This window comes from Acidovorax sp. MR-S7 (assembly GCF_000400995.2).
In the GTDB taxonomy this organism is placed as follows: Bacteria; Pseudomonadota; Gammaproteobacteria; order Burkholderiales; family Burkholderiaceae_C; genus MR-S7.
In genome coordinates, this window is the sequence record NZ_DF238950.1 from 257545 (window position 1) to 282385 (window position 24841).

The window sequence follows — 24841 nt, forward strand, 5'->3', positions numbered from 1 at the left end:
GTGATGGGCCATCCCATCGCCCACAGCCGCTCGCCGCGCATCCATGCGCGCTTCGCCGAACTCACGGGCGCGCCGCTGCGCTACGAGGCCCGCCTGGTGCCGCTGGACGGCTTCCCGCAGGCGCTGCGCGACTTCGCGGCGCAGGGCGGGCGCGGCTGCAACGTCACCGTGCCCTTCAAGCTGGAGGCCGCGCAGTGCGCCACCACGCGCAGCGAGCGCGTGCAGCTCGCCGGCGCGGCCAACACGCTGGTCTTCGAGGGCGGCGCCATCCACGCCGACAACACCGACGGCCTGGGCCTGGTGGCCGACATCGAGCGCAACGCGGGCTTCGCCCTGGCCGGGCGCGACGTGCTGCTGGTCGGCGCGGGCGGCGCGGCGGCCGGCGTGCTGGGACCGCTGATCGCCGCCGGCGCGCGCCACGTCACCGTGGCCAACCGCACGCTGGCCAAGGCCGAGGCGCTCACCGCCAGCCACGCAGCGCTGGCGGCGCTACACACAACGGAGCTGCTCGCGCTTGCCCCACAAGCGCTGGAGCGTGATTTCGACCTCATCGTCAACGCCACCGCCAGCAGCCTCGCAGGCGACGCCGTGCCCGTGCCCGCGCACGTGCTGCGCCCCGGCAGCCTGGCCTACGACATGATGTACGGCCCCGCGGCAGAAGGCTTCCTGGCCTGGGCCCGCGCCCACGGCGCCACGCCGCGCGACGGCCTGGGCATGCTCGTCGAGCAGGCGGCCGAGGCCTTCCTGATCTGGCGCGGCATGCGCCCGCCCTCGGCCCAGGTGCTGGCCGAGCTGCGCAGCGCATGAAGCCCCTGCTGCGCTGGCTCGGCCTCGTGCTGCTCGCCCTTGCCGCGCTGCAACTGTTCTTCGTGCTGCGCATCGCCGCCATGGCGGTGATCGACCCGCAGTCCACCGCCTTCCAGCGCTCCGAAGCCTGGGCGCTGCGCCACGACCTGCGCTGGCGCCAGGAATGGGTGCCCTACGGGCGCATCTCCGACCATCTCAAGCGCGCCGTGATCGCCTCGGAGGACGACGGCTTCGTCAACCACGACGGCGTGGACTGGAACGCGATCGAACGCGCCTGGGAGCGCAACGCCAAGGCCGAGGAGCAGGCCGCCGCCAAGGCCCGCGCGCCGAAGATCCGCGGCGGCTCCACCATCACCCAGCAGCTCGCCAAGAACCTGCTGCTGTCGGGCGAGCGCACCTTCGTGCGCAAGGGGCAGGAATTCGTGCTCACGCTGGCCCTGGAGCAACTGCTGCCCAAGCAGCGCATCCTGGAGATCTACCTGAACAACGTGGAATGGGGCGCGGGCGTGTTCGGCGCCGAAGCCGCCGCGCGCCGCTACTACGGCAAGAGCGCCAGCCAGCTCAGCGCGAGCGAGGCCGCACGCCTGGCGGTGATGCTGCCCGCGCCCAAGCGCTTCGAGAAAGCGCCGGGCTCGGCCTACCTCGCAGGGCGCACGCGCACCATCCTGGCCCGCATGGGACGGGCGGAACTTCCATGAAACACCCCCTGAGTCGCTTCGCGCCTTCCCCCTCTCTCTTAGCGCTACGCGCTACCGGAGGGGGACGCAGCCAGCGCGGCGGGGCGGCCCTTGCGCGGCTGCCCGCACATGGGCCGCGCCGATTTCGTGCGCCACCGGCAGCGCGTAGCGTCCTGGATCACTGAAATGAGAATCCTCGGCATCGACCCCGGCCTGCAGACCACCGGCTTCGGCGTGGTGGACGTCGACGGCCACCGCCTGAGCTACGTCGCCAGCGGCACCATCCGTACCACGGGCCTGGCGCTGGGCGACCTGCCCGGGCGGCTCAAGGTGCTGTTCGACGGCATCAGCGAGGTCGCGGCGCGCTACCAGCCCGACGCGGCGGCGGTGGAGATCGTGTTCGTGAACGTCAACCCGCAGTCCACCCTGCTGCTGGGCCAGGCGCGCGGCGCCGCGCTGACGGCGCTGGTGAACGCCAACCTGCCAGTGGCCGAATACACGGCCCTGCAGATGAAGAAGGCCGTGGTGGGCCACGGCCGCGCGGCCAAGGCCCAGGTGCAGGAGATGGTGCGCCGCCTGCTGCAGCTGCCGGGCCTGCCCGGCACCGATGCGGCCGACGCGCTGGGCCTGGCCGTCACGCATGCGCACGCGGGCGCGGCGATGGCCCGCATCGCGCAGGTGGCGCCGCTGTCTCGGCGCCAGCACGCGATGTACAAGGGCGGGCGCAGTTACTGACTCAGGATGAGCTGCGCGATCACCCCCGTGGCGATGGCCACCAGCAGGTAGTCCGAGCCGTACTGCACCCAGTGGTAGCCGCGCGGCGGCGGGCGCAGGTGGTGCACGCGCCAGTCGTTCACCACGTAGTGGCGGGTGCGGTACGCGGGCGGCAGGCGGTCGCCCCGGTGCCAGCGGCGGTCCGGACCCGCGCCGCGCCAGGGGCCCTGCGCATGCGGCGGCGGGCCGGGGCGGGGGCGCATCTGCGGCGGCCCGGGCGGGCGGGGCTGCATGTGGCTGGGACGGTGGCGCTGGTCGTAGCGCTGGTCATGCCGCGGCTCCTGGCGGTGGTCTCGCGGCTGGGCCTGCGCGCCGACGGCGGACAGCCCCATCAGCAGCGCCATGCAGGCGGCGCCCCAGGCCGCGGCGGGGCGCCGCCGCACGCCTGCGGCAGCGCGGGGGGTTGCGGGAGTGGTCGTGATGGCGGGCATGTCGTGCCTCCTTCCTGGGCAGTGAACACGCCTCCATGGTGCACCTGCCAGCGCCCGCGCGGCACGCCCGGGCAGCGCTTTTACCCAAGATTTGCCGGTGGATTACCTGCGCTTTGCATCCGTTACGCGGCAGCCACCGCCAGGGGAACGGCGGGCAGCTCCAGGGCCGCGGCAGGGGCCGGCACGGCCGTGGCGGCGGCGCCGAGCTTGAAGCGGCGGACGGCCCGCGCCAGCTGCTCCGCCTGCTCGCGCAGCGACTGCGAGGCCGCCGCGGACTGTTCCACCAGCGCGGCGTTCTGCTGGGTCATGCGGTCCAGGTCGTTCACGGACTCGCCCACCTGGCCGATGCTGCCGGCCTGCTCCGACGCCGCGGCGGTGATCTCGGCCACGATGTCCGAGACCTTGCGCACGCTGCCCACGATCTCGGTCATGGTCTCGCCGGCCTGGGCCACGAGGCGCGCGCCGCCTTCCACGCGCTGGGCCGACGCGCCGATGAGCTCCTTGATCTCCTTGGCCGCCTCGGCCGAGCGCTGCGCCAGGCTGCGCACCTCGCTGGCCACCACGGCGAAGCCCCGGCCCTGCTCGCCGGCGCGCGCGGCCTCCACCGCGGCGTTGAGCGCCAGGATGTTGGTCTGGAACGCGATGGAGTCGATCACGCCCGTGATGTCGCCGATGCGCCGCGAGCTGTCGGAAATCTCGCCCATGGTGTCCACCACCTGCGCCACCACGGCGCCGCCGCGCACCGCCACCTCGGCGGCCGACGCCGCGAAGCCGCTGGCCTGCCGCGACGATTCGGCGCTTTGCTGCACCGTGCCGGTGAGCATTTCCATGGACGAGGCGGTCTGCTGCAGGCTGGCGGCCGTCTGCTCGGTGCGCTGGCTCAGGTCCTGGTTGCCGGTGGCGATCTCGGCGCTGGCGGTGGAGATGCTGCCCGCCGCCTGCTGCACCTGGCCCACGAGGGCGCGCAGGGCGTCCTGCATGCGGCCCATGGCGTTGATGAGGCTGCCGATCTCGTCGTCCTGGCGCGCGCGCACCTCGTGCGAGAGGTCGCCGCCCGCGATGCGCTCGGCCAGCTCGCGCGCCTGCGCCAGCGACTGGGTGATGGAGCGCACGCTGAACAGCGTGAGCGGCACCAGCACGGCCAGGCCGAGCACCACGGCGCCCGCGATCAGCACCGCCATGGTGGCCGTGCGCGCGTCCAACGCGGCGCGCGCCTCGTCCATGCGGTCGCGCGCGTGCGTGGCGAGGCTGGCGAACAGCGCATCGGTGGCCTCCATGTGGCCCTTGAGGCGCTCGGCGTAGGCGCCCGCGCCCGCGCCGTCGAGCTGGGCGCGCTCGATCTGCTCGAAGATCGGCACCAGGCCGCTCTCGTACTGCCGGATCTCCCCCAGCGACTGGTCGATAGCAGCGGTGAAATCGGCCTCGCCCGCCTGCACCGCGCGCACCTGCGCGAGGTCCTTGCGCAGCGCCGCGAGCTGGCGGCCCCAGCCCTCGCGCAGCGCCTCCACCTCCACGGCGTTGTTGAAGTTGATGATGATGTCCTTCTCCGCGCGGCGCAGGTGCCCCAGGCTGGTGCGCAGGTTGGCCATGTCGGTGAGGGTCTGCACCCGCTGCGCGAACAGCTCCTGCAGGATGCCGCGCGTACGGTCCAGCGCGGTGTAGCCCATGGCGCCGACGACGGCCAGCAGGACTAGGGAGAAGACGGTGGCGAAATACAGGCGTGCACGGATGGAGAGGCGCCCCAGGGTGGTCATGTCGTTCCTTTTGGCTGAACACGGTCCGGACAGGACGGCACCCGCCGCCTGCCACAAAGCTCCGCCTTGTGGGCGGACAACTTTGCAACTTTATGTTGCAAGAATCGGTCCCGACAGAGGGTATTCACCGGCTGGCGCCGGGCGCCCCCGCGCCTACGGGGAGACGCGCGCCACCACCTGCCCCGCAGCCAGCACCTCGCCCGCCGCTGCCAGGCACCGCAGCGTGCCCGCCTGCGGCGCGTGCAGGGCGGTTTCCATCTTCATGGCTTCCATCACGCCGATCACCTCGCCGGCCTCCACCGTATCGCCCGTCTGCCTGTGCCAGGCGACGAGACTGCCGGTGAGCGGAGCCGGCACGTCGCCGGGTGCGCTGGCCGGCGCGGCGGCGGGCGTTGGCGCAGAAGCACCAGCGGACTGCGGCAGCGCAAGCCCCGCGGGCAGGCCCAGGCGCACGCGCTTGCCGTCGATCTCCACGAAGGTGCGCAGCAGCGGCGCCGCGCTCTCGGCCTCGGGCCGCGCGGCGGCGTCGAAACGCGCGGCCATCTCGGTCTCGATCCAGCGGGTGTGCACGGCGAAGCCCTGCTCGCCGGTGAAGGCGGCATCTTCCACCACGGCGCGGTGGAAAGACAGCACGCTGGCCACGCCTTCGATCTCGAACTCCCGCAGCGCGCGCCGTGCGCGGGCCAGGGCCTGCTGGCGCGTGGCACCGGTGACGACGAGCTTGGCCATCAGCGAATCAAAGCTGCCGGGCACGGTGCTGCCCGCCTCCACGCCGCTATCGACGCGCACGCCGGGGCCGCCGGGCGCGTCGAACCGCGTGATGCGCCCGGGCGTGGGCAGGTAGCCGCGCCCGGGGTCTTCGGCGTTGATGCGGAATTCGATGCTGTGGCCGCGCGGGGGCGGCGCTTCGGTGAAGGAAAGCGGATGGCCGTCGGCGATGCGCAGCTGCTCCACCACCAGGTCCACGCCCGCCGTTTCCTCGGTCACGGGGTGTTCCACCTGCAGGCGGGTGTTGACTTCGAGGAACGAGATCTGCCCGCCCTGGCCCAGCAGGAACTCCACCGTGCCCGCGCTCACGTAGCCCGCCGCCGCGCAGATGTCGCGCGCGGCGCGGTGGATGTGCTCGCGCTGGGCGTCGGTGAGGAAGGGCGCGGGCGCCTCCTCGACCAGCTTCTGGTTGCGCCGCTGCAGCGAGCAGTCGCGCGTGCCGACCACGGCCACGCGGCCGTGCTGGTCGGCGAGGATCTGCGCCTCGATGTGGCGCGGCCGGTCGAGGAACTGCTCCAGGAAGCATTCCCCGCGCCCGAAGGCGGCCGTGGCCTCGCGCACGGCGGATTCATACAGCTCGGCCACTTCCTCTATGCGCCAGGCCACCTTCAGCCCGCGCCCGCCGCCGCCGTGCGCGGCCTTGATGGCGATCGGCAGGCCGTGCCGCTCTGCGAAGGCCAGCACCTCGGCGGCGCTGGAGACGGGGCCAGGCGTGCCCGCCACGAGCGGCGCGCCCACCTGGGCCGCGATGCGGCGCGCGGCCACCTTGTCGCCCAGGGCCTCGATGGTCTCGGGACGCGGGCCGATCCAGGCCAGGCCCGCCGCGATCACGGCGCGCGCGAACTCGGCGCGCTCCGACAGGAAGCCGTAGCCGGGGTGCACCGCGTCGGCGCCGCTGCGCCGGGCCACGTCGATGAGCTTGGCGATGTCGAGGTAGGTGTCCGCCGGGCGCATGCCCTGCAGCGCATAGGCCTCGTCGGCGGCGCGCACGTGCAGCGCGTCGGCATCGGGGTCGGCATAGACGGCGACGGAGCGCACGCCGTAGTCGCGGCAGGCGCGGGCCACCCGAACAGCAATCTCGCCTCTATTGGCAATCAGGACTTTGGTAATCATGGTGTGACCTGCTCGAAGAACGGAGCGATGACGTTGAACCGCACGCGGCAGCCCACGGGGATTTGCGCGGCCAGCCCCAGGTGGTGGCTGGCGACGGCGCCGATGACGGGATAGCCGCCGGTCAGGGGATGGTCGGCCAGGAACAGCACGGGCTGGCCGCTGATGGGCACCTGGATGGCGCCTGTCACCGTGCCCTCACTGGGCAGCTCGTCATGGCGGCTGCGCGCGAGCGGCTGCGCGCCTTCCAGGCGCATGCCGATGCGGTTGGACTGGGGCGTGACGCGCCACTCCTGCGCGGCAAAGGTCTGCAGCGCTTCGGGCGTGAACCAGTCGGTGCGCGGGCCTAGCACCACGTCGAGCGTGACCAGTTCGCCGGGCCGGGGCAGCACGACGGCTTCACTGGCGGCCTGCGCGGCTTGCACGGGCTGGCTGTCCACCAACAAGCGCTGGCCAGCCTGCAGTGCGGGCGGGCCGACCTGCGCGAGCGTGTCGGTGGCGCAACTTCCCAGCACCGGCTCCACCTGCCAGCCGCCGCGCACGGCGACGTAGCAGCGCACGCCCGCCGTGGGCGCACCGATGACGAGCACATCGCCGTCGTCCAGCGCCACGCCCTGGTGGCTGGAGACTGGCCACGCGCGGCCATCGGCGGCGCGCAGCGTGAGCGGCGCATCGGCTCCGGTAACGGCCACGGTGGCCTGCCCGTGGCAGCGCAGCTGCAGGCCACCCAGCACGTTCTCCAGCACGGGCGCATGCACGGGGTTGCCGACGAGGCGGTTGGCCTCGCGCATGGCGGCAGCATCCAGTGCGCCGGAGGGCGACAGGCCCAGGCCCGCCATGCCGGCACGGCCCGCGTCCTGCACCAGCGCCTGCAGGCCTGTCGCTACGATTTCAATAGCTGGTAGCGCTTGACCATCAAGCGCTGGAGGTGTTTTTGGCTCTGACTTTCTCAAGGGCGGCAGGCTGACGTGCAGCGCAGCCTGGCCCGCGTCGCGGAACTGCACCTGGAAACCCGGCTGCACGTAGGCAGGCTCGGCGCGGCGCATGTCCCACATGGGCACGCCGGTCACGCCGATCAGCTGCCAGCCGCCGGGGCTGGCGCTGGGATAGACGGCGCTGAAGTCCCCCGCCAGCGCCACGGCGCCCGCAGGCACCTTGGTGCGTGGCGATTGGCGGCGCGGCACGTTGCGAAAGCTCGCGTGACCGCCTGCCATGTAGACGAAGCCCGGCGCGAAGCCCGCGAACGCGGCCTGCCAGGGCTGGCCGGTGTGGCGGGCGATGACCTCGCGCACGTCGAGGCCGAGCAGTTCGGCCAGCTCGGGCAGGTCTTCGCCGTCGTAGCACACGGGGATTTCGACGGTGCGGCCCGGCTGCGCGCCGGTTTCATGAATGTCCGCCACCGCGCCGCGCTCGCGCAGCGCCTCGGTCAGCGCGGGCAGCGCGATGGCGGCGGGCCGGTAGTGCACGAGCAGCGTGCGTGCCGCGGGCACCAGCTCCTGCACGCCCGCGACGGGCCGCGCCAGCAGCGCGCGGTGCAGCGCCATGGCGGCGGCGAGGCTTTCCAGCTCGACGAGCAGCGCCGCGTCGCTGGCGGAGATGAAACGCATGTGCATGGGGTCAGTCCACGAAGGCGCGCAGCTCCACGCCCGCCTGCGCCAACCGCTCGCGCACGCGGCGCGCCATCGCCACCGCGCCGGGGCTGTCGCCGTGCAGGCAGATGGAGCCGGCCTCCATGCGGATGGTCTTGCCGGTGACACTCACCAGCTCGCCCGTCTGCACCATGCGCAGCATGCGCTCGGCCACCTCGTCGGGGTCGTGCAGCACCGCGCCGGGCAGGCGGCGCGAGTAGAGCGAGCCATCGTCGTTGTAGGCGCGGTCGGCGAACGCCTCGGCCACCACGCGCAGGCCGCGCGCGCGGGCGCGCTCGATGAGCGGCGAGCCCGCCAGCGCCAGCAGCGTGAGGCCGGGGTCGATCTCCAGCATGGCGGTGATCACGTCGTTGCCCTGGCGCTCATCGTAGGCGATGGTGTTGTAGAGCGCGCCGTGCGGCTTGACGTAGCGCACGCGCGTGCCCGCCGCCTGGGCCAGGCCCTGCAGTGCACCGATCTGGTAGACCACGTCGGCCACCAGCTCGGTGCTGGTGGGGTCCATGTTGCGGCGGCCGAATCCCACCAGGTCGGGGTACGACACGTGCGCGCCCACGGCCACGCCGCGCGCGGCGGCGCCCTGCACGGTCTGCAGGATGCCCGCAGGGTCGCCCGCGTGGAAGCCGCAGGCCACGTTGGCGCTGGTCACCACGTCGAGCATGGCGGCGTCGTCGCCCATGCGCCATGCACCATAGCTTTCACCCAGGTCGCTGTTGATGTCCATCGTTGTATCCTCGTTTTGTCAAATGGGGCCCGTTGATTGTTCAACAGGCAGTGGCAAATTTCCCAGCAAAAGGCATTCCATGCAGTCCCGGCATTTCACCAACCGCTCCGAGCCCGCCAGCCTGACCGACACCGTGGCCGACACCATCCGCCAGCAGCTCATCAACGGCCAGCTGCGCGCCGGCCAGCGGCTGTCGGAGGCCCAGCTCGCCCAACAGCTCGACATTTCGCGCAACACGCTGCGCGAGGTGTTCCGCACCCTCATCAAGGAAGGGCTGCTGCTGCACGAGCCCAACCGGGGCGTGTCGGTGGTGGTGCCCTCGATCGCCGACATCATCGACATCTACCGCGTGCGCCGCCTCATCGAGTGCCAGGCGCTGGAGAAGGCCTGGCCCCTGCACCCGGCCCACAAGCGCATGCGCCAGGCCGTGGAGGACGCCACTGTCGCCCTGGAGGCGCGCGACTGGCAGCGCGTGGGCTCGGCCAACATGGCCTTCCACGCCGCCATCGTCGCCCTGAGCGACAGCGCACGCCTGTCGGCCATGTTCGAGGACATCGCCGCCGAGCTGCGCCTGGCCTTCGGCATGCTGGACGATCCCGAATACCTGCACGCGCCCTACGTGGACTACAACGCCCGGCTGCTGCAGATGTTCGTGGACGGGCAGACCGCCGCCGCCGCGCGCGAACTGGAGGCCTACCTCGTGCAGTCCGAGCGCATGGTGCTGGCGGTCTACGCCAGACAGGTTCCGTGATGTGCCAAGGTGCATGCCGTCACCAACGCGGTGCAGATGCCAAGGCAATGCACCAAATTTGGTTGAACAATCTCTAATCAAGTTTCCGACAATTCAACACTACAACATCAACGAGCAGCGCGTATCGTTGAAATCCCTGATGACTCCTCACCCACAAGGTGGTACGTTTGGCACGCGAATTGCCTTGGACACAACCGTCCTTGCACAGGCATTCCCCTGAACCCCTACCCTTGAAGGAGCCATCCATGAAGCGTCGAATCCTTTGCGCCACCGCCGCCCTGGCCGCCACCGTCGGCTTTGCGGGCAGCGCGCTCGCCCAGACCAAGTGGGACTTCGCCACGGCCTACCCGGCCTTCAACTTCCACTCCAAGAACAACGAGCAGTTCGTCAAGGACGTGGACGCCGCCACCCAGGGCAAGCTCAAGATCACGCCGCACTTTGGCGCGTCGCTGTTCAAGATGCCCGAGATCAAGCGCGCCGTGCAGACCGGCAACGCGCAGATGGGCGAGTTCTTCCTGGTCAGCTTCCAGAACGAATCGCAGATCTTCGGCGTCGATGGCCTGCCCTTCCTGGTCGGCAGCTACGACGAAGCGTTCAAGCTCTACCAGGCGCAAAAGCCCGCGCTGCAGAAGCTGCTCGACAAGCAGGGCCAGGTGCTGCTGTATTCCGTGGCCTGGCCGCCCCAGGGCATCTACACCAAGAAGCCGATCCAGTCCGCCGCCGACCTCAAGGGCATGAAGTGGCGCGTGTATTCGCCCACCACGGCGCGCATCGGCGAGCTGGTGGGCGCGCAGCCCGCCACCATCCAGGAAGCCGAACTGTCGCAGGCGCTGGCCACCGGCGTGGTCGAGGGCCTGATCACTTCCAGCGCCACGGGCGCCGACAACAAGCTGTTCGAGCACCTCAAGCACTACTACAACGTGCAGGCCTGGATCCCCAAGAACGCCGTGACGGTGAGCAAGAAGGCCTTCAACGCGCTGCCCAAGGCCGAGCAGGACGCCGTGCTGAAGGCCGCGGCCGCCGCCGAGGAGCGCGGCTGGAAGGAGTCGCGCGAGGTGGATGCGCGCTCCATCGCCACGCTCAAGGCCGGCGGCATGAGCGTGGAGGAGCCCTCCGCGCAGCTCAAGGCCGACCTCGCCAAGGTGGGCGACGTGGTCATCAAGGAATGGACCGAGAAGGCCGGCGCCGAAGGCAAGGCCATGCTGGACGCCTACAAGGCCTCCAAGTAAATCCACCGGGGACGTACGATGCGCAGATGGCTCGACGGCCTGTACTCCGCCAGCGCCTGGGTGGCGGGGCTTTTCATGATCGGCGTGCTGGCGATGGTGCTGCTCACCATCGTGAGCCGCCTGTTCGGCTTCCACGCGCCGGGCAGCGATGCCTACGCGGGCTACGCCATGGCGGGCGCGGGCTTCATGGCGCTGGCCAGCACGCTCAAGGCGGGCGAGCACATCCGCGTGACGCTGCTGCTGGGCGCGCTCAAGGGCGGCGCGCACAAGGCGCTGGAGGTGGCGTGCCTCGTCATCGCCACGCTGCTGTCGGGCTTCCTCGCGTTCTACTCGGCGCGGCTGGTGTGGCAGTCGTGGGAGATCGACGACATCTCCGTCGGCATCGACGCCACGCCGCTGTGGATCCCGCAGATCTTCATGGCGCTGGGCACGCTGGTGTTCTTCATCGCCTTCTGCGACGAACTGGTGCTGGAACTGCGGGGCCAGCGCAAGCCCCGCGACATCGAGGACGCACACCATGAATGAAATCACCGCCAGCATCGCGCTGATCGTGGTGCTGCTGGCCCTCCTGGGCGGCGGCGTGTGGGTGGGCCTCACGCTCGCAGGCGTCGCCTGGTTCGGCATGGAGTTCTTCACCGCCCGCGCGGCGGGCGACGCGATGGCCATGACCATCTGGGGCTCGGCCAGCTCGTGGACGCTCACGGCGCTGCCGCTCTTCGTGTGGATGGGCGAGATCCTCTACCGCACCAACCTGTCGGAGAGCATGTTCCGGGGCCTCGCGCCCTGGGTCAACGCGCTGCCGGGGCGGCTGCTGCACACCAACGTGATCGGCTGCACCATCTTCGCGGCGGTATCGGGCTCGTCGGCGGCCACCTGCGCCACCGTGGGCAAGATGAACCTGCCCGAGCTGCAAAAGCGCGGCTACCCCGAGGCGCAGACCATCGGCTCCCTCGGCGGCCCGGCCACGCTGGGCCTCCTGATCCCGCCGTCGATCATCCTGATCGTCTATAGCGTGTCGGCCGAGCTGTCGATCTCCAAGCTGTTCATGGCCGGCGTGCTGCCCGGCCTGATGCTGGCCGTGCTGTTCAGCGGCTGGATCATGGTCTGGGCGCTGCTCAACCCCGAGAAGGTGCCGCGCGCCGACGGCCAGCTCACCTTCCGCGAGAAGGTCTACGAAGCCCGCCACCTGATCCCCGTGGTGGTGCTCATCGGCAGCGTGATCGTCAGCATCTACACCGGCATCGCCACGGCCACCGAGGCCGCGGGCATCGGCGTGGCCGGCGCGCTGGTACTGTCGGCCGCGCAGCAGTCGCTCACGTGGGAGAGCTTCAAGGCATCCCTGTTCGGCGCCACGCGGCTCTACTGCATGATCGGGCTGATCCTCTCGGGCGCGGCGTTCATGACGCTGTCGATGGGCTACATCGGCCTGCCGCGCCAGCTCGCCGAATTCGTGGGCGGGCTGGGCCTGTCGCCCGCCATGCTCATCATCGTGCTGGGCATCTTCTACGTGCTGATCGGCTGCTTCCTCGACGGCATCTCCACCATCGTGCTCACCATGAGCGTGGTGCTGCCCATCATCCAGGCCGCGGGCATCGACCCGCTGTGGTTCGGCATCTTCCTCGTCATCACGGTGGAGACGGCGCAGATCACCCCGCCCGTGGGCTTCAACCTGTTCGTGCTGCAGGGCATGACGGGCAAGCAGATCACCTACATCGCCCGGGTCTGCGCGCCCTACTTCCTGCTGATGGTGCTGGCGCTGGTCATCCTGTGGTTCTTCCCCGGCATCGTCACGATGCTGCCGGAAAAGATGTAGGCGCAGCGAGGTTCAAGCCTTTTTGGCCGCCAGCGCTTACCCAGAAAGCGCTGGCAGCTCCTCTTTCAGGAGCATCAGAGCACACCCGCAAATCCGGATGCGGCGTGCGCTTAAAACAAATTGTCACAACTGCACCGCATAGTGGGCGGGTCCTGATCGACCCGCCCATGACCGCACCAGCATCCGCTCCCCGCCCCTCTTCCCCCTCCAGCGCCCTGGGCCGGCGCCTCGTCACCGTCTTCCTGGCCGTGCTCGCCCTCGGCCTCGCGGGCTCGGCCATCGGCGTGCGCTCCCTCGTGCGCATCCACGCCGCCACCCAGGCGATGGTGGAGCGCAGCGTGGGCACGGAGCGCCTCGTGGCCGACGCCTTCCGGCTGCAGTCCATCAATGCCGAGCGCGACAAGGCCGTGGCGCTGAGCTCGGAGCCCGAGGTGGGCGAGATCCTGGGCGCCGACATCGCGCGCACCCAGGCGCAGTACGACGCGCTCGTCGCCCAGCTCGCGCAGCGGCTCGACGCCGCCGAGGACGCCGAGCGGCTCGCGCGCATCCAGGCAGCCGGCCAGGGCTTCCTGAAGGCACGCACCGAACTCGTCGCGGCACGCGACGCGGGCCTGACCGAGCGCATCCGCAAGACCTATGCCGAGCGCTTCGTGCCCGCTGCCGCAGGCCTGCTCGATGCGCTGCAGGCGCTCACGCAGGCGCAGCGCACGGCGATCGACGCCGCCGCCGCCGAGGTCGCCCGGCTCAGCGCGCTGGCGCGCATCGCCCAGATCGCCTTCGGCGCGCTCTCGCTCGTGCTGGGCACGCTGCTGGCGCTGTGGCTCGTGCGCAGCATCACCCGCCCCATCGCGCTGGCCAGCGCCACGGCCGACCGCGTGGCGGGGCTGGACCTGCGCCAGGAGATCACAGGCCATGCGCGCGACGAGACGGGCCGCATGCTGGCCTCGCTGGCCGTGATGCAGGACGCGCTGCGCACCGTCGCGCGGCAGGTGCAGTCCGCCGCGCAGAACATCAGCGGCGCCTCGCACGAGATCGCGGGCGGCAGCGCCCACCTCTCCAGCCGCACCGAGGAGGCGGCCGCGAGCCTGCAGCAGACGGCCGCGGCGCTGGAGCACGTCACGCGCAAGGTGCACGAATCCACCGATGCGGCGCGCCGCGCCGAGGCCCTCGCGGCCGAGGCTGCGGGGGTGGCGCGCGAGGGCGGCGGCGTGGTCGCGCAGGTGGTGGGCACCATGGGCCAGATCACGGCCAGCTCGCGCAAGATCGCCGACATCACAGGCGTGATCGACTCCATCGCGTTCCAGACCAACATCCTGGCACTCAACGCCGCCGTGGAGGCCGCGCGCGCAGGCGAGCAGGGCCGCGGTTTCGCCGTGGTGGCGCAGGAGGTGCGCAGCCTGGCCAACCGCTCGGCCCAGGCCGCCCGGGAGATCAAGGCGCTGATCGGCGCATCGGTGCAGCAGGTGGAGGCGGGCAGCCACCTCGTGGGCCAGGCCGGCGCCACCATGCAGCGCATCGTCGCGGCGGTCGGGCATGCCGCGCAGACCATGGGCGAGATCACCGCCCATGCCCAGGCGCAGGACCGCGACATCGCCGCCATCCACCAGGCCGTCTCGGGCCTGGACCGGATGACGCAGCAAAACGCCGCGCTGGTGGAGGAATCGGCCGCCGCGGCCGAGGGCCTGCACACCCAGGCGCGCGAGCTGAGCGCGCTGATCAGCCGCTTCGTGCTGCCCGCGCCGCGGGCGGGCGAGCCGCCGCAGCCCGCCCTGCTGCCCGGCGCCTGAACGCCGTCAGGCCACGGGCTGGATCGGCACGTACAGCTCGCCGCCCGTGCGGTTGAATTCCGCCGCCTTCTCCTGCAGCCCCTGCTGCGCGAACTCGCGCACCTCCTGCGTGATCTTCATCGAGCAGAACTTGGGGCCGCACATCGAGCAGAAATGCGCCACCTTGGCCGAGTCCTTGGGCAGCGTCTCGTCGTGGAATTCGCGCGCGGTGTCCGGGTCCAGGCCCAGGTTGAACTGGTCCTGCCAGCGGAAGTCGAAGCGCGCCTGGCTCAATGCGTCGTCGCGCGCACGGGCGCCCGGGTGGCCCTTGGCCACGTCGGCCGCGTGCGCGGCGATCTTGTAGGCGATGATGCCCTGCTTCACGTCGTCGCGGTCGGGCAGGCCCAGGTGCTCCTTGGGGGTCACGTAGCAGAGCATGGCCGTGCCCATCCAGCCGATCATGGCCGCGCCGATGGCGCTGGCGATGTGGTCGTAGCCCGGCGCGATGTCGATGGTCAGCGGGCCCAGGGTGTAGAACGGCGCCTCGTGGCAGTGCTTGAGCTGCTCGGTCATGTTGGCCTGGATCATGTGCATGGGCACGTGGCCCGGGCCTTCGATCATGGTCTGCACGTCGTGCTTCCACGCGGTCTGCGTGAGTTCGCCCAGCGTGCGCAGCTCGGCGAACTGCGCCTCGTCGTTGGCGTCGCTCGCGCAACCGGGGCGCAGGCCGTCGCCGAGGCTGAAGGACACGTCGTACTGCTTCATGATGTCGCAGATGTCCTCGAAGTGCTCGTAGATGAAGCTCTCGCGGTGGTGCGCCATGCACCATTTCGCCATGATGGAGCCGCCGCGCGAGACGATGCCGGTGCGGCGCTGCGCCGTGAGGTGGATGAACGCGAGGCGCACGCCCGCGTGGATGGTGAAGTAGTCCACGCCCTGCTCGGCCTGCTCGATCAGCGTGTCGCGGAAGATCTCCCAGGTCAGGTCTTCGGCGATGCCGCCGACCTTCTCCAGCGCCTGGTAGATCGGCACGGTGCCGATGGGCACGGGCGCGTTGCGCACGATCCAGTCGCGCGTGGTGTGGATGTTCTTGCCGGTGGAGAGATCCATCACGTTGTCCGCGCCCCAGCGGATGGCCCAGACCATCTTTTCCACCTCTTCCTCGATGCTGGAGGTGACGGCGGAGTTGCCGATGTTGGCGTTGATCTTCACCTTGAAGTTGCGCCCGATGGCCATCGGCTCCACCTCGGGGTGGTTGATATTGGCGGGGATGATGGCACGGCCGCGCGCCACCTCGTCGCGCACGAACTCGGGCGTGATGAACTTCGGGATGCTCGCGCCCAGGGGGTTGCCGGCCAGGCGCTGCTCGCGCGCCACGTCCTGCATGTACTGCTGCATCCACTCGCGGCGGCCGTTCTCGCGCAGGGCCACGTATTCCATCTCCGGCGTGACGATCCCGCGCTTCGCGTAGTGCATCTGCGTAACGTTGCCGGTGTGGTTGGCACCGTTCCTGGCGCGCAGCGGCCGGCGCTGCAGCGCGGCCGCCTCGGCGCGCAGGCGCGCGAGGCGTTCGCCGTCCTCGCCCTTCTGGCCATCGTCGAGCGCCTGGCGCACCCGGCCCTCGTAGCTCTCGGTGTCGCCGCGTGCGGCGATCCAGGCGCCGCGCACGCTGGCCAGGCCCTGGCGCACGTCGATCTGCACGGAGGGATCGGTGTAGGGGCCCGAGGTGTCGTACACGCTCACCACCTCGCCGTTGGTGAGCGCGATGTCGCGCACGGGCACGCGCAGGCCCGGCGCGCTGCCGCCGATGTACGACTTGGTGGATGCGGGAAAGGGCTCGCGCGTAAGGGCGAGCAGCTGGGCGAACTTGTCGGGGGCGTTCATGGCGGGCACTCCAGTGAAGGTGGATGGAATGCTCCGCAAATCGGCGGGATGGCCCGCGCACGTGCCATGGCACACGCACGGATTCCCACTGCAGCTCTTCTTACGCTGGTACTAACCAGATCAAGTTCGCGGTTCCGGCGGTCAGGTCCGCCGTCTCAGCACGCCATTACGTGCACCCCGGAGCGAGGCGCAGTTTACGCCAAACGCTCCAGGACCAGCACCGCGAAGAACATGAAGGCCGCGATGATCGTCCACTTGACGATGACCAGACCGAAGCGCTTGTAGTGCTGCTGGCCCGTGGCAGCGAAGAAGGCGAAGGAGACGGCCGCCGCGAGCAGTAGCAGCATCACGGCCCAGCGGAAGATCAGCATCGCACGGCCGCCCCGTCACCAAGCCCGCGCAGGCTGCGCGAAGCCCGCGGGGGCGTGGCGCTCGTTCTGGAACGTGACGATCTCCCACGCGTCCTCGTGCGCGAGCAGTTCGCGCAGCAGCAGGTTGTTCATCGCGTGGCCCGAGCGGAAGGCGCTGTAGGCGGCCAGCAGCGGCTTGCCCACGAGGTACAGGTCGCCCATGGCGTCGAGGATCTTGTGGCGCGCGAACTCGGCGTCGTAGCGCAGGCCGTCGCTGTTGAGCACCTTGTAGTCGTCCATGACGATGGCATTGTCCAGGCCGCCGCCGAGCGCGAGGCCGTTGGAGCGCAGCATCTCCACGTCCTTGGTGAAGCCGAAGGTGCGCGCGCGCGCGATGTCGCGCGTGTAGTTGCCGCTGCCCAGATCGAACTCCACGCTCTGGCCCGTGGAATCGACGGCCGGATGGGCGAAGTCGATCTCGAAGCGCAGCTTGAAGCCGTGGTACGGGTCGAGCCGCGCCCATTTCAGATGGTTCCCGTCGCCCTCGCGCACCTCGACGGGGCGCTTGACGCGGATGAAGCGCTTGGGCGCGTTCTGCAACTCCACGCCCGCGCTCTGCAGCAGGAACACGAACGAGGCCGAGGAGCCGTCGAGGATGGGCACTTCCTCCGCCGTGATGTCGATGTAGAGGTTGTCCAGCCCCAGGCCCGCGCAGGCGGACATGAGGTGCTCCACCGTGTGCACCTTGGCACCGCCCGCGCCGATGGTCGAGGCCATGCGCGTATCGACCACGGCCATCGCGGTGATGGGGATGTCCACCGGCTCCGGCAGGTCGACGCGGCGGAACACGATGCCCGTGTCTGCTTGAGCCGGGCGCAACGTCAACTCGACCCGCTGGCCGCTGTGCAGGCCCACGCCGACGGCGCGGGTCAGGGTCTTGATGGTGCGTTGCTGGAGCATCCGGCGATTTTACCGGGCGCCCCCTTATGGGGCACGGGAAATCACGCTATCGGCGCGATAGCCGCACAGGCAATTCGGCTAGATCAGCTTGACCTCTGGCCCATGACGATGAGTTTGCGCGCCAAGTAGTGGGCTTCCGGCGCAGGCTTCCATGGCGGCCGTGCAACGGAGGAGCGTGGCAAAGAACTCGAAGAGCTGCTTGCAGTTGAGCTTCCTGCGGAACACTGGCAGGCCCTTACGATCCTGGCCGTGTAGGTGGAAGGTATGTTTGCCCAGGTCGAGACCAACGTCACTGTGTCCATGATGGCCTCCACTGCAGGAACAACACCCTGGCAGCTTGCGCTACCAGGGTGAGCGGAGACAAAGATGGTGTGCTTCGCCCCCCTCTGAAAGGGGTGACCATCTCACTAAAGCCGGCCGCGCCCAGGAAGGCGCGGCCGGCAGGTGCACGACAGAAGAGGCTCAGTCGGCCTGCTTGCGCAGGAAGGCCGGGATCTCCAGGTCGTCCATGCCGCCCGAGGACAGCGCGTCCACGCGCGCCGCGGCCTGGGTACGGTTGGTGCGCCACACGCTGGGCACGGCCATGTTGCCGTAGTCGGCCTGGGCCGCCGTGCCGCCCAGCACGCCGCCGGCCACGGCGGCGCCGGCCATGGGCATCTGGTAGGCCACGTTGTCCGTGCCGGTGCGCAGGCTGCCCTGCACCACCTGCATGGGCTGGCGGCGGGCGTTGGCGCGCGACAGGCCGGTGGCCACGACGGTCACGCGGATCTCGTCGCCCAGCGTGTCGTCGTAGGCGGCGCCGAAGATGACGTGCGCATCGGGCGAGGCATAGGCGTTGATGGTGTTCATCGCCAGGCGCGATTCGGCCAGCTTCAAGCTGCCCTTGCTGGCCGTGACCAGCACCAGCACGCCCTTGGCGCCCGACAGATCGATGCCCTCCAGCAGCGGGCAGGCGATGGCCTGCTCGGCGGCGATGCGCGCACGGTCAGGGCCGCTGGCCGTGGCCGTGCCCATCATGGCCTTGCCGGGCTCGCCCATGACGGTGCGCACGTCCTCGAAGTCGACGTTCACCTGGCCGTATTCGTTGATGATCTCGGCGATGCCGCCCACGGCGTTCTTGAGCACGTCGTTGGCGTGCGCGAAGGCTTCTTCCTGGGTGATGTCGTCGCCCAGCACCTCGAGCAGCTTCTCGTTGAGCACGACGATCAGCGAGTCGACGTTGGCCTCCAGCTCGGTCAGGCCCTCGTCGGCGTTCTTCATGCGGCGGCCGCCTTCCCAGTCGAACGGCTTGGTGACCACGCCCACGGTGAGGATGCCCATCTCCTTGGCCACGCGCGCGATCACGGGCGCGGCGCCGGTGCCCGTGCCGCCGCCCATGCCGGCCGTGATGAACAGCATGTGCGCGCCGGCGATGGCCTGGCGGATGTCTTCCTGCGCGGCCTCTGCGGCTTCGCGGCCCTTGTCGGGCTTGCTGCCGGCGCCCAGGCCGTTGCTGCCCAGCTGGATGGTGCGGTGCGCTGGGCTGCGTGCGAGTGCCTGGGAGTCGGTGTTGGCGCAGACGAATTCCACGCCCTGCACGCTGCGCGCGATCATGTGCGCGACCGCATTGCCGCCGCCGCCGCCGACACCGATCACCTTGATCTGCGTGCCCTGGTTGAACTCTTCGGACTCGATCATTTCGATGGTCATGTTGGTGCTCCTGAAACTTGCGTTGTGATGTGCGAATAGGGGTTGTGTGCTTGCTTGTGGCGGGTGGTCCCGTCGGGCGGCGGCGCGGTACTTCGCCATCGCCCTCTCTTGCGGCGGGGCGGGCCCGCACGGGCCAGCCAGAGCTGTGTGGCGGCCATGTCAGAAGTTCCCCACGATGAAGTCCTTGATGCGGCCGAACGCGGTCTTCACCGAGCCGCTCTTGGCCGCCACCTTGAAGCCGCGCAGCCGCGCCAGGCGCGCCTCTTCGAGCAGGCCCATGACGGTGGCCGCGCGCGGCTGGGCGATCATGTCGGCCAGCGCGCTCGAATACTTGGGAATGCCGCGGCGCACGGGCTTGAGGAAGATGTCCTCGCCCAGCTCCACCATGCCCGGCATGACAGCGCTGCCGCCCGTGAGCACGATGCCTGACGACAGCACTTCCTCGTAGCCCGACTCGCGCACGACCTGCTGCACGAGCGAGAAGATCTCTTCCACGCGCGGCTCGATCACGCCGGCCAGCGCCTGCTTGCTCAGCATGCGCGGGCTGCGGTCGCCCAGGCCCGGCACCTCCACCTGCGCCTCGGGGTCGGCCAGGAGCTGCTTGGCATAGCCGCTCTCGACCTTGATGTCCTCGGCGTCCTTGGTGGGCGTGCGCAGCGCCATGGCGATGTCGCTGGTGATGAGGTCGCCCGCGATCGGGATCACGGCCGTGTGGCGGATCGCGCCGCCGGTGAAGATGGCCACGTCGGTCGTGCCCGCGCCGATGTCCACCACGGCCACGCCCAGCTCGCGCTCGTCGTCGGTCAGCACGGCCTGGCTGCTGGCCAGGGGGTTGAGCATGAGCTGCTCGACCTCCAGCCCGCAGCGGCGCACGCACTTGATGATGTTCTCGGCCGCGCTCTGCGCGCCGGTGACGATGTGGATCTTGGCCTCCAGGCGGATGCCGCTCATGCCGATGGGCTCCTTCACGTCCTGCCCGTCGATCACGAACTCCTGCGGCTCCACGAGCAGCAGGCGCTGGTCGCTGGAGATGTTGATGGCCTTGGCCGTCTCCACCACGCGCGCCACGTCGGCCTGGGTGACTTCCTTGTCCTTCACGGCCACCATGCCGCTCGAATTGAGGCCGCGGATGTGGCTGCCGGTGATGCCGGTGTAGACGCGCTGGATCTTGCAGTCGGCCATCAGTTCGGCCTCCTTCAGCGCCTGCTGGATGCTCTGCACCGTGGCGTCGATGTTCACGACCACGCCGCGCTTGAGGCCGTTGCTCGGGGCCACGCCCAGGCCGGCGAGCTTGAGCTCGCCGCCCGGCATCACCTCAGCCACCACGGCCATGACCTTGGCGGTGCCGATGTCCAACCCCACGACTACGTCTTTGTATTCTCTTGCCATCTTTGAGTCCTACCCCCGGTGGTTGTTCTGTGCGGGCCTGGCGGGTGCCTTGGGCTTGGCCGCCGGCTTGGGCGCGGGCGCATCGCCGCTCACGGTGGTCACGCCGCGCAGCCGCAGCGCGTAGCCGCTGGCGTGCCGCAGGTCCGCATATTCCAGGGCGTCCACGCGCCGCCCCTGCTGCTGCGCCACGCGCGGCAGGGTGTTCACGAGCCGGCGCACGCGCTCCATCAGCGCGGCCTCGTCGCCGCCGCCCAGCTCCAGCACCGCGCCGCTGTCCAGCGTGGCGCGCCAGCCGCCCTGGCCGGTGCGCTCCAGCGTGTCGATGTCCGATTGCAGGGGCGCAAGCACAGGCGCCAGGCGCTGGTACACGCGCAGCATCTCGGCCGAGCGCTCGGGCACGCCCACCAGGCGCGGCAGGTTGTCCTGCTCCAGGTCGTCGCTGCCGGCCTCGAACACCTCGCCATGGCTGTTGACCAGCGTGGCGCTGCCCTCCGCGCCCCAGTAGGCGACCGCGTCGTGCTCCTGCAGCTGCACGCGCAAACCGCTCGGGAACTCGCGGTGCACGTAGGCGCGCCGCACCCAGGGCACCTGCTCGAACGCGCGGCGCGCAGCCTCCAGGTCCAGCGTGAAGAAGTTGCCCACGAGCTGCGGCGCCACGTTGGCGCGCAGGGCCACGGCGCTGGTGTGCACCAGCTCGCCCTCCACGGCGATGCGGCCGATCGCGAAGGCCGGATGCCGCAACAGCCAGCCGCCGCCCGCCGCCAGCACACCCACGACCGCGCCCATGAACAGGACCGTGGCGGTCAGGTTCATGAGCTTGACGTCGAGCGGTGCGGGCAGCGCGGTGGCCATGCTGGGCTCCTAGCTCCGTCCCTGCAGCGCGTCCAGCGACGCGCCCGCGAGGATGCGCAGGCACAGGTCCTCGTAGCTGATGCCGGCCGCGCGCGCCGACATGGGCACGAGCGAGTGGCCGGTCATGCCCGGCGAGGTGTTGATCTCCAGCAGGAAGGGCTTGCGGTCGCCGGCGCGGATCATGATGTCCGCGCGCGCCCAGCCGCGGCAGCCCAGCGTGCGGAAGGCCGCGACGACGATGCGCTGGATCTCGCGCTCCTCGTCCTCGGGCAGGCCGCTCGGGCAGTGGTACTGCGTGACGTCGGTGAAGTACTTGTTCTGGTAGTCGTAGTTGCCCTCGGGCGCGACGATGCGGATCACGGGCAGCGCCGTGGCGCCGGCGCCCTGCCCCAGCACGGGGCAGGTGGTTTCGTCGCCTTCGATGAACTGCTCGCACAGCACCTCGGGGTCGTGCTGCGCGGCGAGGCGGTAGGCCTGCTCGCACTGGCCGAGCGAGGTCACCTTGGTCAGGCCGATGGTGGAGCCCTCGCGCGAGGGCTTGACGATCATCGGCGAGCCCAGCTCCCGGAACGCCTGCGCCGTCTCGGCGCTGCCGGCGACCAGGCGCCAGTCCGGCGTGGACAGGCCCTCGAAGCGCCAGATGCGCTTGGTCATGATCTTGTCCATGGCGATGCTTGAGGCCATGACGCCCGGGCCCGTGTAGGGAATGCCCAGCAGCTCCAGCGCGCCCTGCACCGTGCCGTCCTCGCCATGGCGGCCGTGCAACGCGATGAAGCAACGCGCGTAGCCGTGGGTCTTGAGTTCGGACAGGTCGGCGTGCGCGGGGTCGAACGCATGCGCATCCACGCCGCGCGCGCGCAGCGCCTGGAGCACGCCGCCGCCGGACATCAGGGACACCTCGCGCTCGGCGGACGAGCCGCCCATGAGCACGGCCACCTTGCCCAGTGCACGCACGTCGATCTTTGAATCAAATTGGCTCATAACGCCCGTCCTTCAAGCGCAGGAAGCTCATTTTTTCGAAGCAACTCCACCACCTTGGCGGGCACCGCGCCGATGGAGCCCGCGCCCATGCAGAGCACCACGTCGCCGCCCTGCGCGAGCGCGGCAATGCGCTGGGGCAGGTCGGCCACCTTGTCGATGAACACCGGCTCCACCGCGCCCGCCACGCGCAACGCGCGCGCCAGCGAACGGCCGTCGGCCGCGACGATGGGCGCCTCGCCCGCCGCATAGACCTCGGTGAGCAGCACGGCGTCGGCGTTGCCCAGCACCTTCACGAAGTCCTCGAAGCAGTCGCGCGTGCGGCTGTAGCGGTGCGGCTGGAAGGCCAGCACCAGCCTGCGGCCGGGGAATGCGCCGCGCGCGGCGGCCAGCGTGGCGGCCATCTCGACCGGGTGGTGGCCGTAGTCCTCGATCAGCGTGAAGCGCCCTCCGCCCTGAGCGGGCAGGTCGCCATGGCCCTGGAAACGCCGGCCCACGCCGGTGAAGGTGGCCAGCGCCCGCAGCAGCGCGTCGTCGGGCACGTTGAGCTCCACCGCCACCGCAATGGCAGCCAGCGCGTTGAGCACGTTGTGTTCGCCCGCGAGGTTGAGCTTCACCTGCAGGTCGGGCAGCGTGACGCCGTTGCGCCGCTGCACGGTGAAGTGCATCTGCGTGCCCACGGCGCGCACGTCGATGGCGCGCACCTCGGCGTCGTCCGTGAGGCCGTAGCGCGTGACCGGGCAGGTCACGCTCGGCAGGATGTCGCGGATCGCCGGACTGTCCACGCACAGGATGGCCGTGCCGTAGAACGGCATGCGGTGCAGGAAGTCGACGAACGCCTGCTTGAGCCGGCCGAAGTCGTGGCCGTAGGTCTCCATGTGGTCGGCGTCGATGTTGGTCACGACGGCCATCACGGGCAGCAGGTTGAGGAAGGAGGCGTCGGACTCGTCGGCCTCCACCACGATGTACTCGCCCTGGCCCAGCTTGGCGTTGGTACCCGCGCTGTTGAGGCGCCCGCCGATCACGAAGGTCGGGTCCAGCCCCGCCTCGGCCAGCACGCAGGCGACGAGGCTGGTCGTAGTCGTCTTGCCGTGCGCGCCCGCGATGGCGATGCCGCGGCGCAGGCGCATCAGCTCGGCGAGCATGATGGCGCGCGGCACCACGGGGATCTTCTTCTCGCGTGCGGCCAGCACCTCGGGGTTGTCCGCCTGCACCGCCGTGGAGGTGACCACCGCATCGGCGCCCTCGATGTTCGCCGCCGCGTGGCCCACGTGCGTGGCCACGCCCAGCGACTGCAGGCGGCGCAGCGTGGCACTGTCGGAAAGATCCGAGCCCGAAATCTGGTAGCCCAGGTTGTGCAGCACCTCGGCGATGCCGCACATGCCCGCGCCGCCCAGGCCGACGAAATGGATGTGGCGAATCGCGTGCTTCATGCGGCCAGCTCCTCGCAGGCGGTCGCCACCTCGCGGGTGGCGTTGGTCTTTTGCATCTTTTTGGCCTCCAGCGCTTTGTGGACAAGCGCAGGGCGCTCCGTAGTCGATAGCAAATCGGCGAGCCAGCGCGGCGTGAGGTCGGACTGCTGCACGAGCCAGCCCGCGCCTGCGTCGACGAGGAAGCGCGCGTTGGCGGTCTGGTGGTCGTCCACCGCATGCGGGAAGGGCACGAACACGGCCGCCGCGCCCACGGCGGCAATCTCGGTGACGGTGCTGGCGCCCGCGCGGCAGACGATCAGGTCGGCGTCGGCATAGGCCGTGGCCGTGTCGTCGATGAACGGCGTGCACTCGGCCTGCACGCCCGCGGCTTCATAGTTCGCGCGCAATGCGTCGATCTGCGTGGCGCCGCTCTGGTGCGTGACGGTGGGCCGCTGCCCCTCGGGGATCAGCGCGAGCGCCTGCGGCACGATCTCGTTGAGCGCGCGCGCGCCCAGGCTCCCGCCCACGACGAGCAGCCTGAGCGGCCCCGTGCGGCCCGCGAAGCGCTCGGCGGGGCCGGCCTTCTGCGTGAACGCCGCGCGTAGCGGGTTGCCCACCCATTGGCCCTTCTTGAACACGCCGGGGAAGGCCGTGAAGATGCGGTCGGCCACGCCCGCGAGCACCTTGTTGGCCATGCCGGCCACGGAGTTCTGCTCGTGCAGCACCAGCGGCTTGCCGGCCAGCACGGCCATCATGCCGCCGGGGAAGGTGACGTAGCCACCCAGGCCCACGACCACGTCGGGCCGCACGCGCCGCACCACGGCCAGGGCCTGCCAGAACGCGCGCAGCAGCTTGAGCGGCAGCAGCGCCAGCGTGACGAGGCCCTTGCCGCGCACGCCGGAGAAGTCGATGGTCTCCAGGGCGAAGCCATGCGGGGGCACGATGCGCGACTCCATGCTGCCCGGCGTGCCCAGCCAGTGCACGCGCCAGCCGCGCGCGCGCAGCTCCTCGGCCACGGCCAGGCCAGGGAAAATGTGGCCGCCGGTGCCGCCGGCCATGATGAGGGCGGTCAGAACT

Annotated in this window: 22 protein-coding genes, 1 pseudogene and 1 riboswitch; of the genes and pseudogenes, 8 read left to right on the forward strand and 15 right to left on the reverse strand. The window is 70.4% G+C overall.

Going from position 1 to position 24841, the window contains the following annotated elements:
• Positions 1-3 precede the first annotated feature (3 nt).
• From aroE to ruvC, 3 genes are all read left to right on the forward strand, one after another.
• A complete protein-coding gene (aroE, locus tag AVS7_RS17385) occupies positions 4-807 on the forward strand; it encodes a shikimate dehydrogenase (protein WP_049696959.1) in 804 nt (267 codons plus the stop codon).
• The gene (mtgA, locus tag AVS7_RS17390) at positions 804-1505 is read left to right on the forward strand and encodes a monofunctional biosynthetic peptidoglycan transglycosylase (protein WP_020230883.1); all 702 of its coding nucleotides are present in this window, start codon (positions 804-806) and stop codon (positions 1503-1505) included. Before aroE ends, mtgA begins: the two co-directional genes overlap by 4 nt.
• 165 nt (positions 1506-1670) lie before the next feature.
• Positions 1671-2219, forward strand: coding sequence for a crossover junction endodeoxyribonuclease RuvC (ruvC, locus tag AVS7_RS17395; protein WP_034691916.1), 549 nt, complete (start codon positions 1671-1673; stop codon positions 2217-2219).
• On the opposite strand, the gene AVS7_RS17400 is transcribed toward ruvC, so the two are convergent.
• From AVS7_RS17400 to AVS7_RS17420, 5 genes are all read right to left on the reverse strand, one after another.
• A complete protein-coding gene (locus AVS7_RS17400; protein WP_020230885.1) occupies positions 2213-2689 on the reverse strand; it encodes an RcnB family protein in 477 nt (158 codons plus the stop codon). The two genes, ruvC and AVS7_RS17400, sit on opposite strands and share 7 nt — an antisense overlap.
• A 122-nt stretch (positions 2690-2811) precedes the next feature.
• Positions 2812-4443, reverse strand: a complete 1632-nt coding sequence (locus AVS7_RS17405; protein ID WP_020230886.1) for a methyl-accepting chemotaxis protein — start codon at positions 4441-4443, stop codon at positions 2812-2814.
• Between the two features lie 153 nt (positions 4444-4596).
• A complete protein-coding gene (locus tag AVS7_RS17410) occupies positions 4597-6321 on the reverse strand; it encodes a biotin carboxylase N-terminal domain-containing protein (protein WP_034691923.1) in 1725 nt (574 codons plus the stop codon).
• Entirely contained in the window at positions 6321-7934 is a 1614-nt protein-coding gene (locus AVS7_RS17415; RefSeq protein ID WP_020230888.1) for a 5-oxoprolinase/urea amidolyase family protein, read from the reverse strand. Before AVS7_RS17415 ends, AVS7_RS17410 begins: the two co-directional genes overlap by 1 nt.
• A 4-nt stretch (positions 7935-7938) precedes the next feature.
• On the reverse strand, positions 7939-8691 hold the full coding sequence (locus tag AVS7_RS17420; RefSeq protein WP_020230889.1) for a LamB/YcsF family protein: 753 nt from the start codon (positions 8689-8691) through the stop codon (positions 7939-7941).
• A 79-nt stretch (positions 8692-8770) separates the two neighbouring features.
• On the opposite strand from AVS7_RS17420, the gene AVS7_RS17425 reads away from it, so the two are divergent.
• From AVS7_RS17425 to AVS7_RS17445, 5 genes are all read left to right on the forward strand, one after another.
• Entirely contained in the window at positions 8771-9442 is a 672-nt protein-coding gene (locus AVS7_RS17425; RefSeq protein WP_020230890.1) for a GntR family transcriptional regulator, read from the forward strand.
• A gap of 245 nt (positions 9443-9687) precedes the next feature.
• The gene (locus tag AVS7_RS17430) at positions 9688-10671 is read left to right on the forward strand and encodes a TRAP transporter substrate-binding protein (protein ID WP_020230891.1); all 984 of its coding nucleotides are present in this window, start codon (positions 9688-9690) and stop codon (positions 10669-10671) included.
• Between the two features lie 18 nt (positions 10672-10689).
• Positions 10690-11196: a TRAP transporter small permease gene (locus tag AVS7_RS17435; RefSeq protein ID WP_020230892.1), complete on the forward strand. Its 507-nt coding sequence runs from the start codon at positions 10690-10692 to the stop codon at positions 11194-11196.
• Positions 11189-12484, forward strand: coding sequence for a TRAP transporter large permease (locus AVS7_RS17440; protein ID WP_020230893.1), 1296 nt, complete (start codon positions 11189-11191; stop codon positions 12482-12484). The genes AVS7_RS17435 and AVS7_RS17440 overlap by 8 nt, the downstream gene beginning before the upstream one ends.
• A gap of 167 nt (positions 12485-12651) precedes the next feature.
• Positions 12652-14271 (forward strand): methyl-accepting chemotaxis protein, encoded by a 1620-nt coding sequence (locus AVS7_RS17445; RefSeq protein WP_020230894.1) that lies wholly within the window; start codon positions 12652-12654, stop codon positions 14269-14271.
• Positions 14272-14277: 6 nt separating this feature from the next.
• Here the strand turns inward: AVS7_RS17445 and thiC are convergent, their stop codons facing one another.
• The 10 genes and pseudogenes from thiC to murG all read right to left on the reverse strand — a co-directional run bounded on the left by thiC (position 14278) and on the right by murG (position 24822).
• Positions 14278-16134: a phosphomethylpyrimidine synthase ThiC gene (thiC, locus tag AVS7_RS17450; RefSeq protein WP_020230895.1), complete on the reverse strand. Its 1857-nt coding sequence runs from the start codon at positions 16132-16134 to the stop codon at positions 14278-14280.
• Between the two features lie 80 nt (positions 16135-16214).
• Positions 16215-16324, reverse strand: a riboswitch (TPP riboswitch).
• Positions 16325-16328: 4 nt separating this feature from the next.
• Entirely contained in the window at positions 16329-16505 is a 177-nt protein-coding gene (locus AVS7_RS24930; protein WP_020230896.1) for a hypothetical protein, read from the reverse strand.
• A 15-nt stretch (positions 16506-16520) separates the two neighbouring features.
• Complete coding sequence (gene lpxC / locus AVS7_RS17455; protein WP_020230897.1) at positions 16521-17444, reverse strand: UDP-3-O-acyl-N-acetylglucosamine deacetylase; 924 nt, start codon at positions 17442-17444, stop codon at positions 16521-16523.
• 81 nt (positions 17445-17525) lie between these two features.
• Positions 17526-17780, reverse strand: a pseudogene (locus AVS7_RS25255) (IS110 family transposase); the annotation flags it as partial.
• A 126-nt stretch (positions 17781-17906) separates the two neighbouring features.
• Positions 17907-19133: a cell division protein FtsZ gene (ftsZ, locus tag AVS7_RS17460; RefSeq protein WP_020230898.1), complete on the reverse strand. Its 1227-nt coding sequence runs from the start codon at positions 19131-19133 to the stop codon at positions 17907-17909.
• A gap of 159 nt (positions 19134-19292) precedes the next feature.
• Positions 19293-20522, reverse strand: coding sequence for a cell division protein FtsA (ftsA, locus tag AVS7_RS17465; RefSeq protein WP_034691838.1), 1230 nt, complete (start codon positions 20520-20522; stop codon positions 19293-19295).
• A gap of 9 nt (positions 20523-20531) precedes the next feature.
• The gene (locus tag AVS7_RS17470; protein WP_020230900.1) at positions 20532-21374 is read right to left on the reverse strand and encodes a cell division protein FtsQ/DivIB; all 843 of its coding nucleotides are present in this window, start codon (positions 21372-21374) and stop codon (positions 20532-20534) included.
• A 9-nt stretch (positions 21375-21383) separates the two neighbouring features.
• Positions 21384-22355, reverse strand: coding sequence for a D-alanine--D-alanine ligase (locus AVS7_RS17475; RefSeq protein ID WP_020230901.1), 972 nt, complete (start codon positions 22353-22355; stop codon positions 21384-21386).
• Complete coding sequence (gene murC / locus AVS7_RS17480) at positions 22352-23785, reverse strand: UDP-N-acetylmuramate--L-alanine ligase (RefSeq protein WP_020230902.1); 1434 nt, start codon at positions 23783-23785, stop codon at positions 22352-22354. Before murC ends, AVS7_RS17475 begins: the two co-directional genes overlap by 4 nt.
• The gene (gene murG, locus AVS7_RS17485; RefSeq protein ID WP_034691841.1) at positions 23782-24822 is read right to left on the reverse strand and encodes an undecaprenyldiphospho-muramoylpentapeptide beta-N-acetylglucosaminyltransferase; all 1041 of its coding nucleotides are present in this window, start codon (positions 24820-24822) and stop codon (positions 23782-23784) included. The genes murC and murG overlap by 4 nt, the downstream gene beginning before the upstream one ends.
• Positions 24823-24841: the final 19 nt, after the last annotated feature.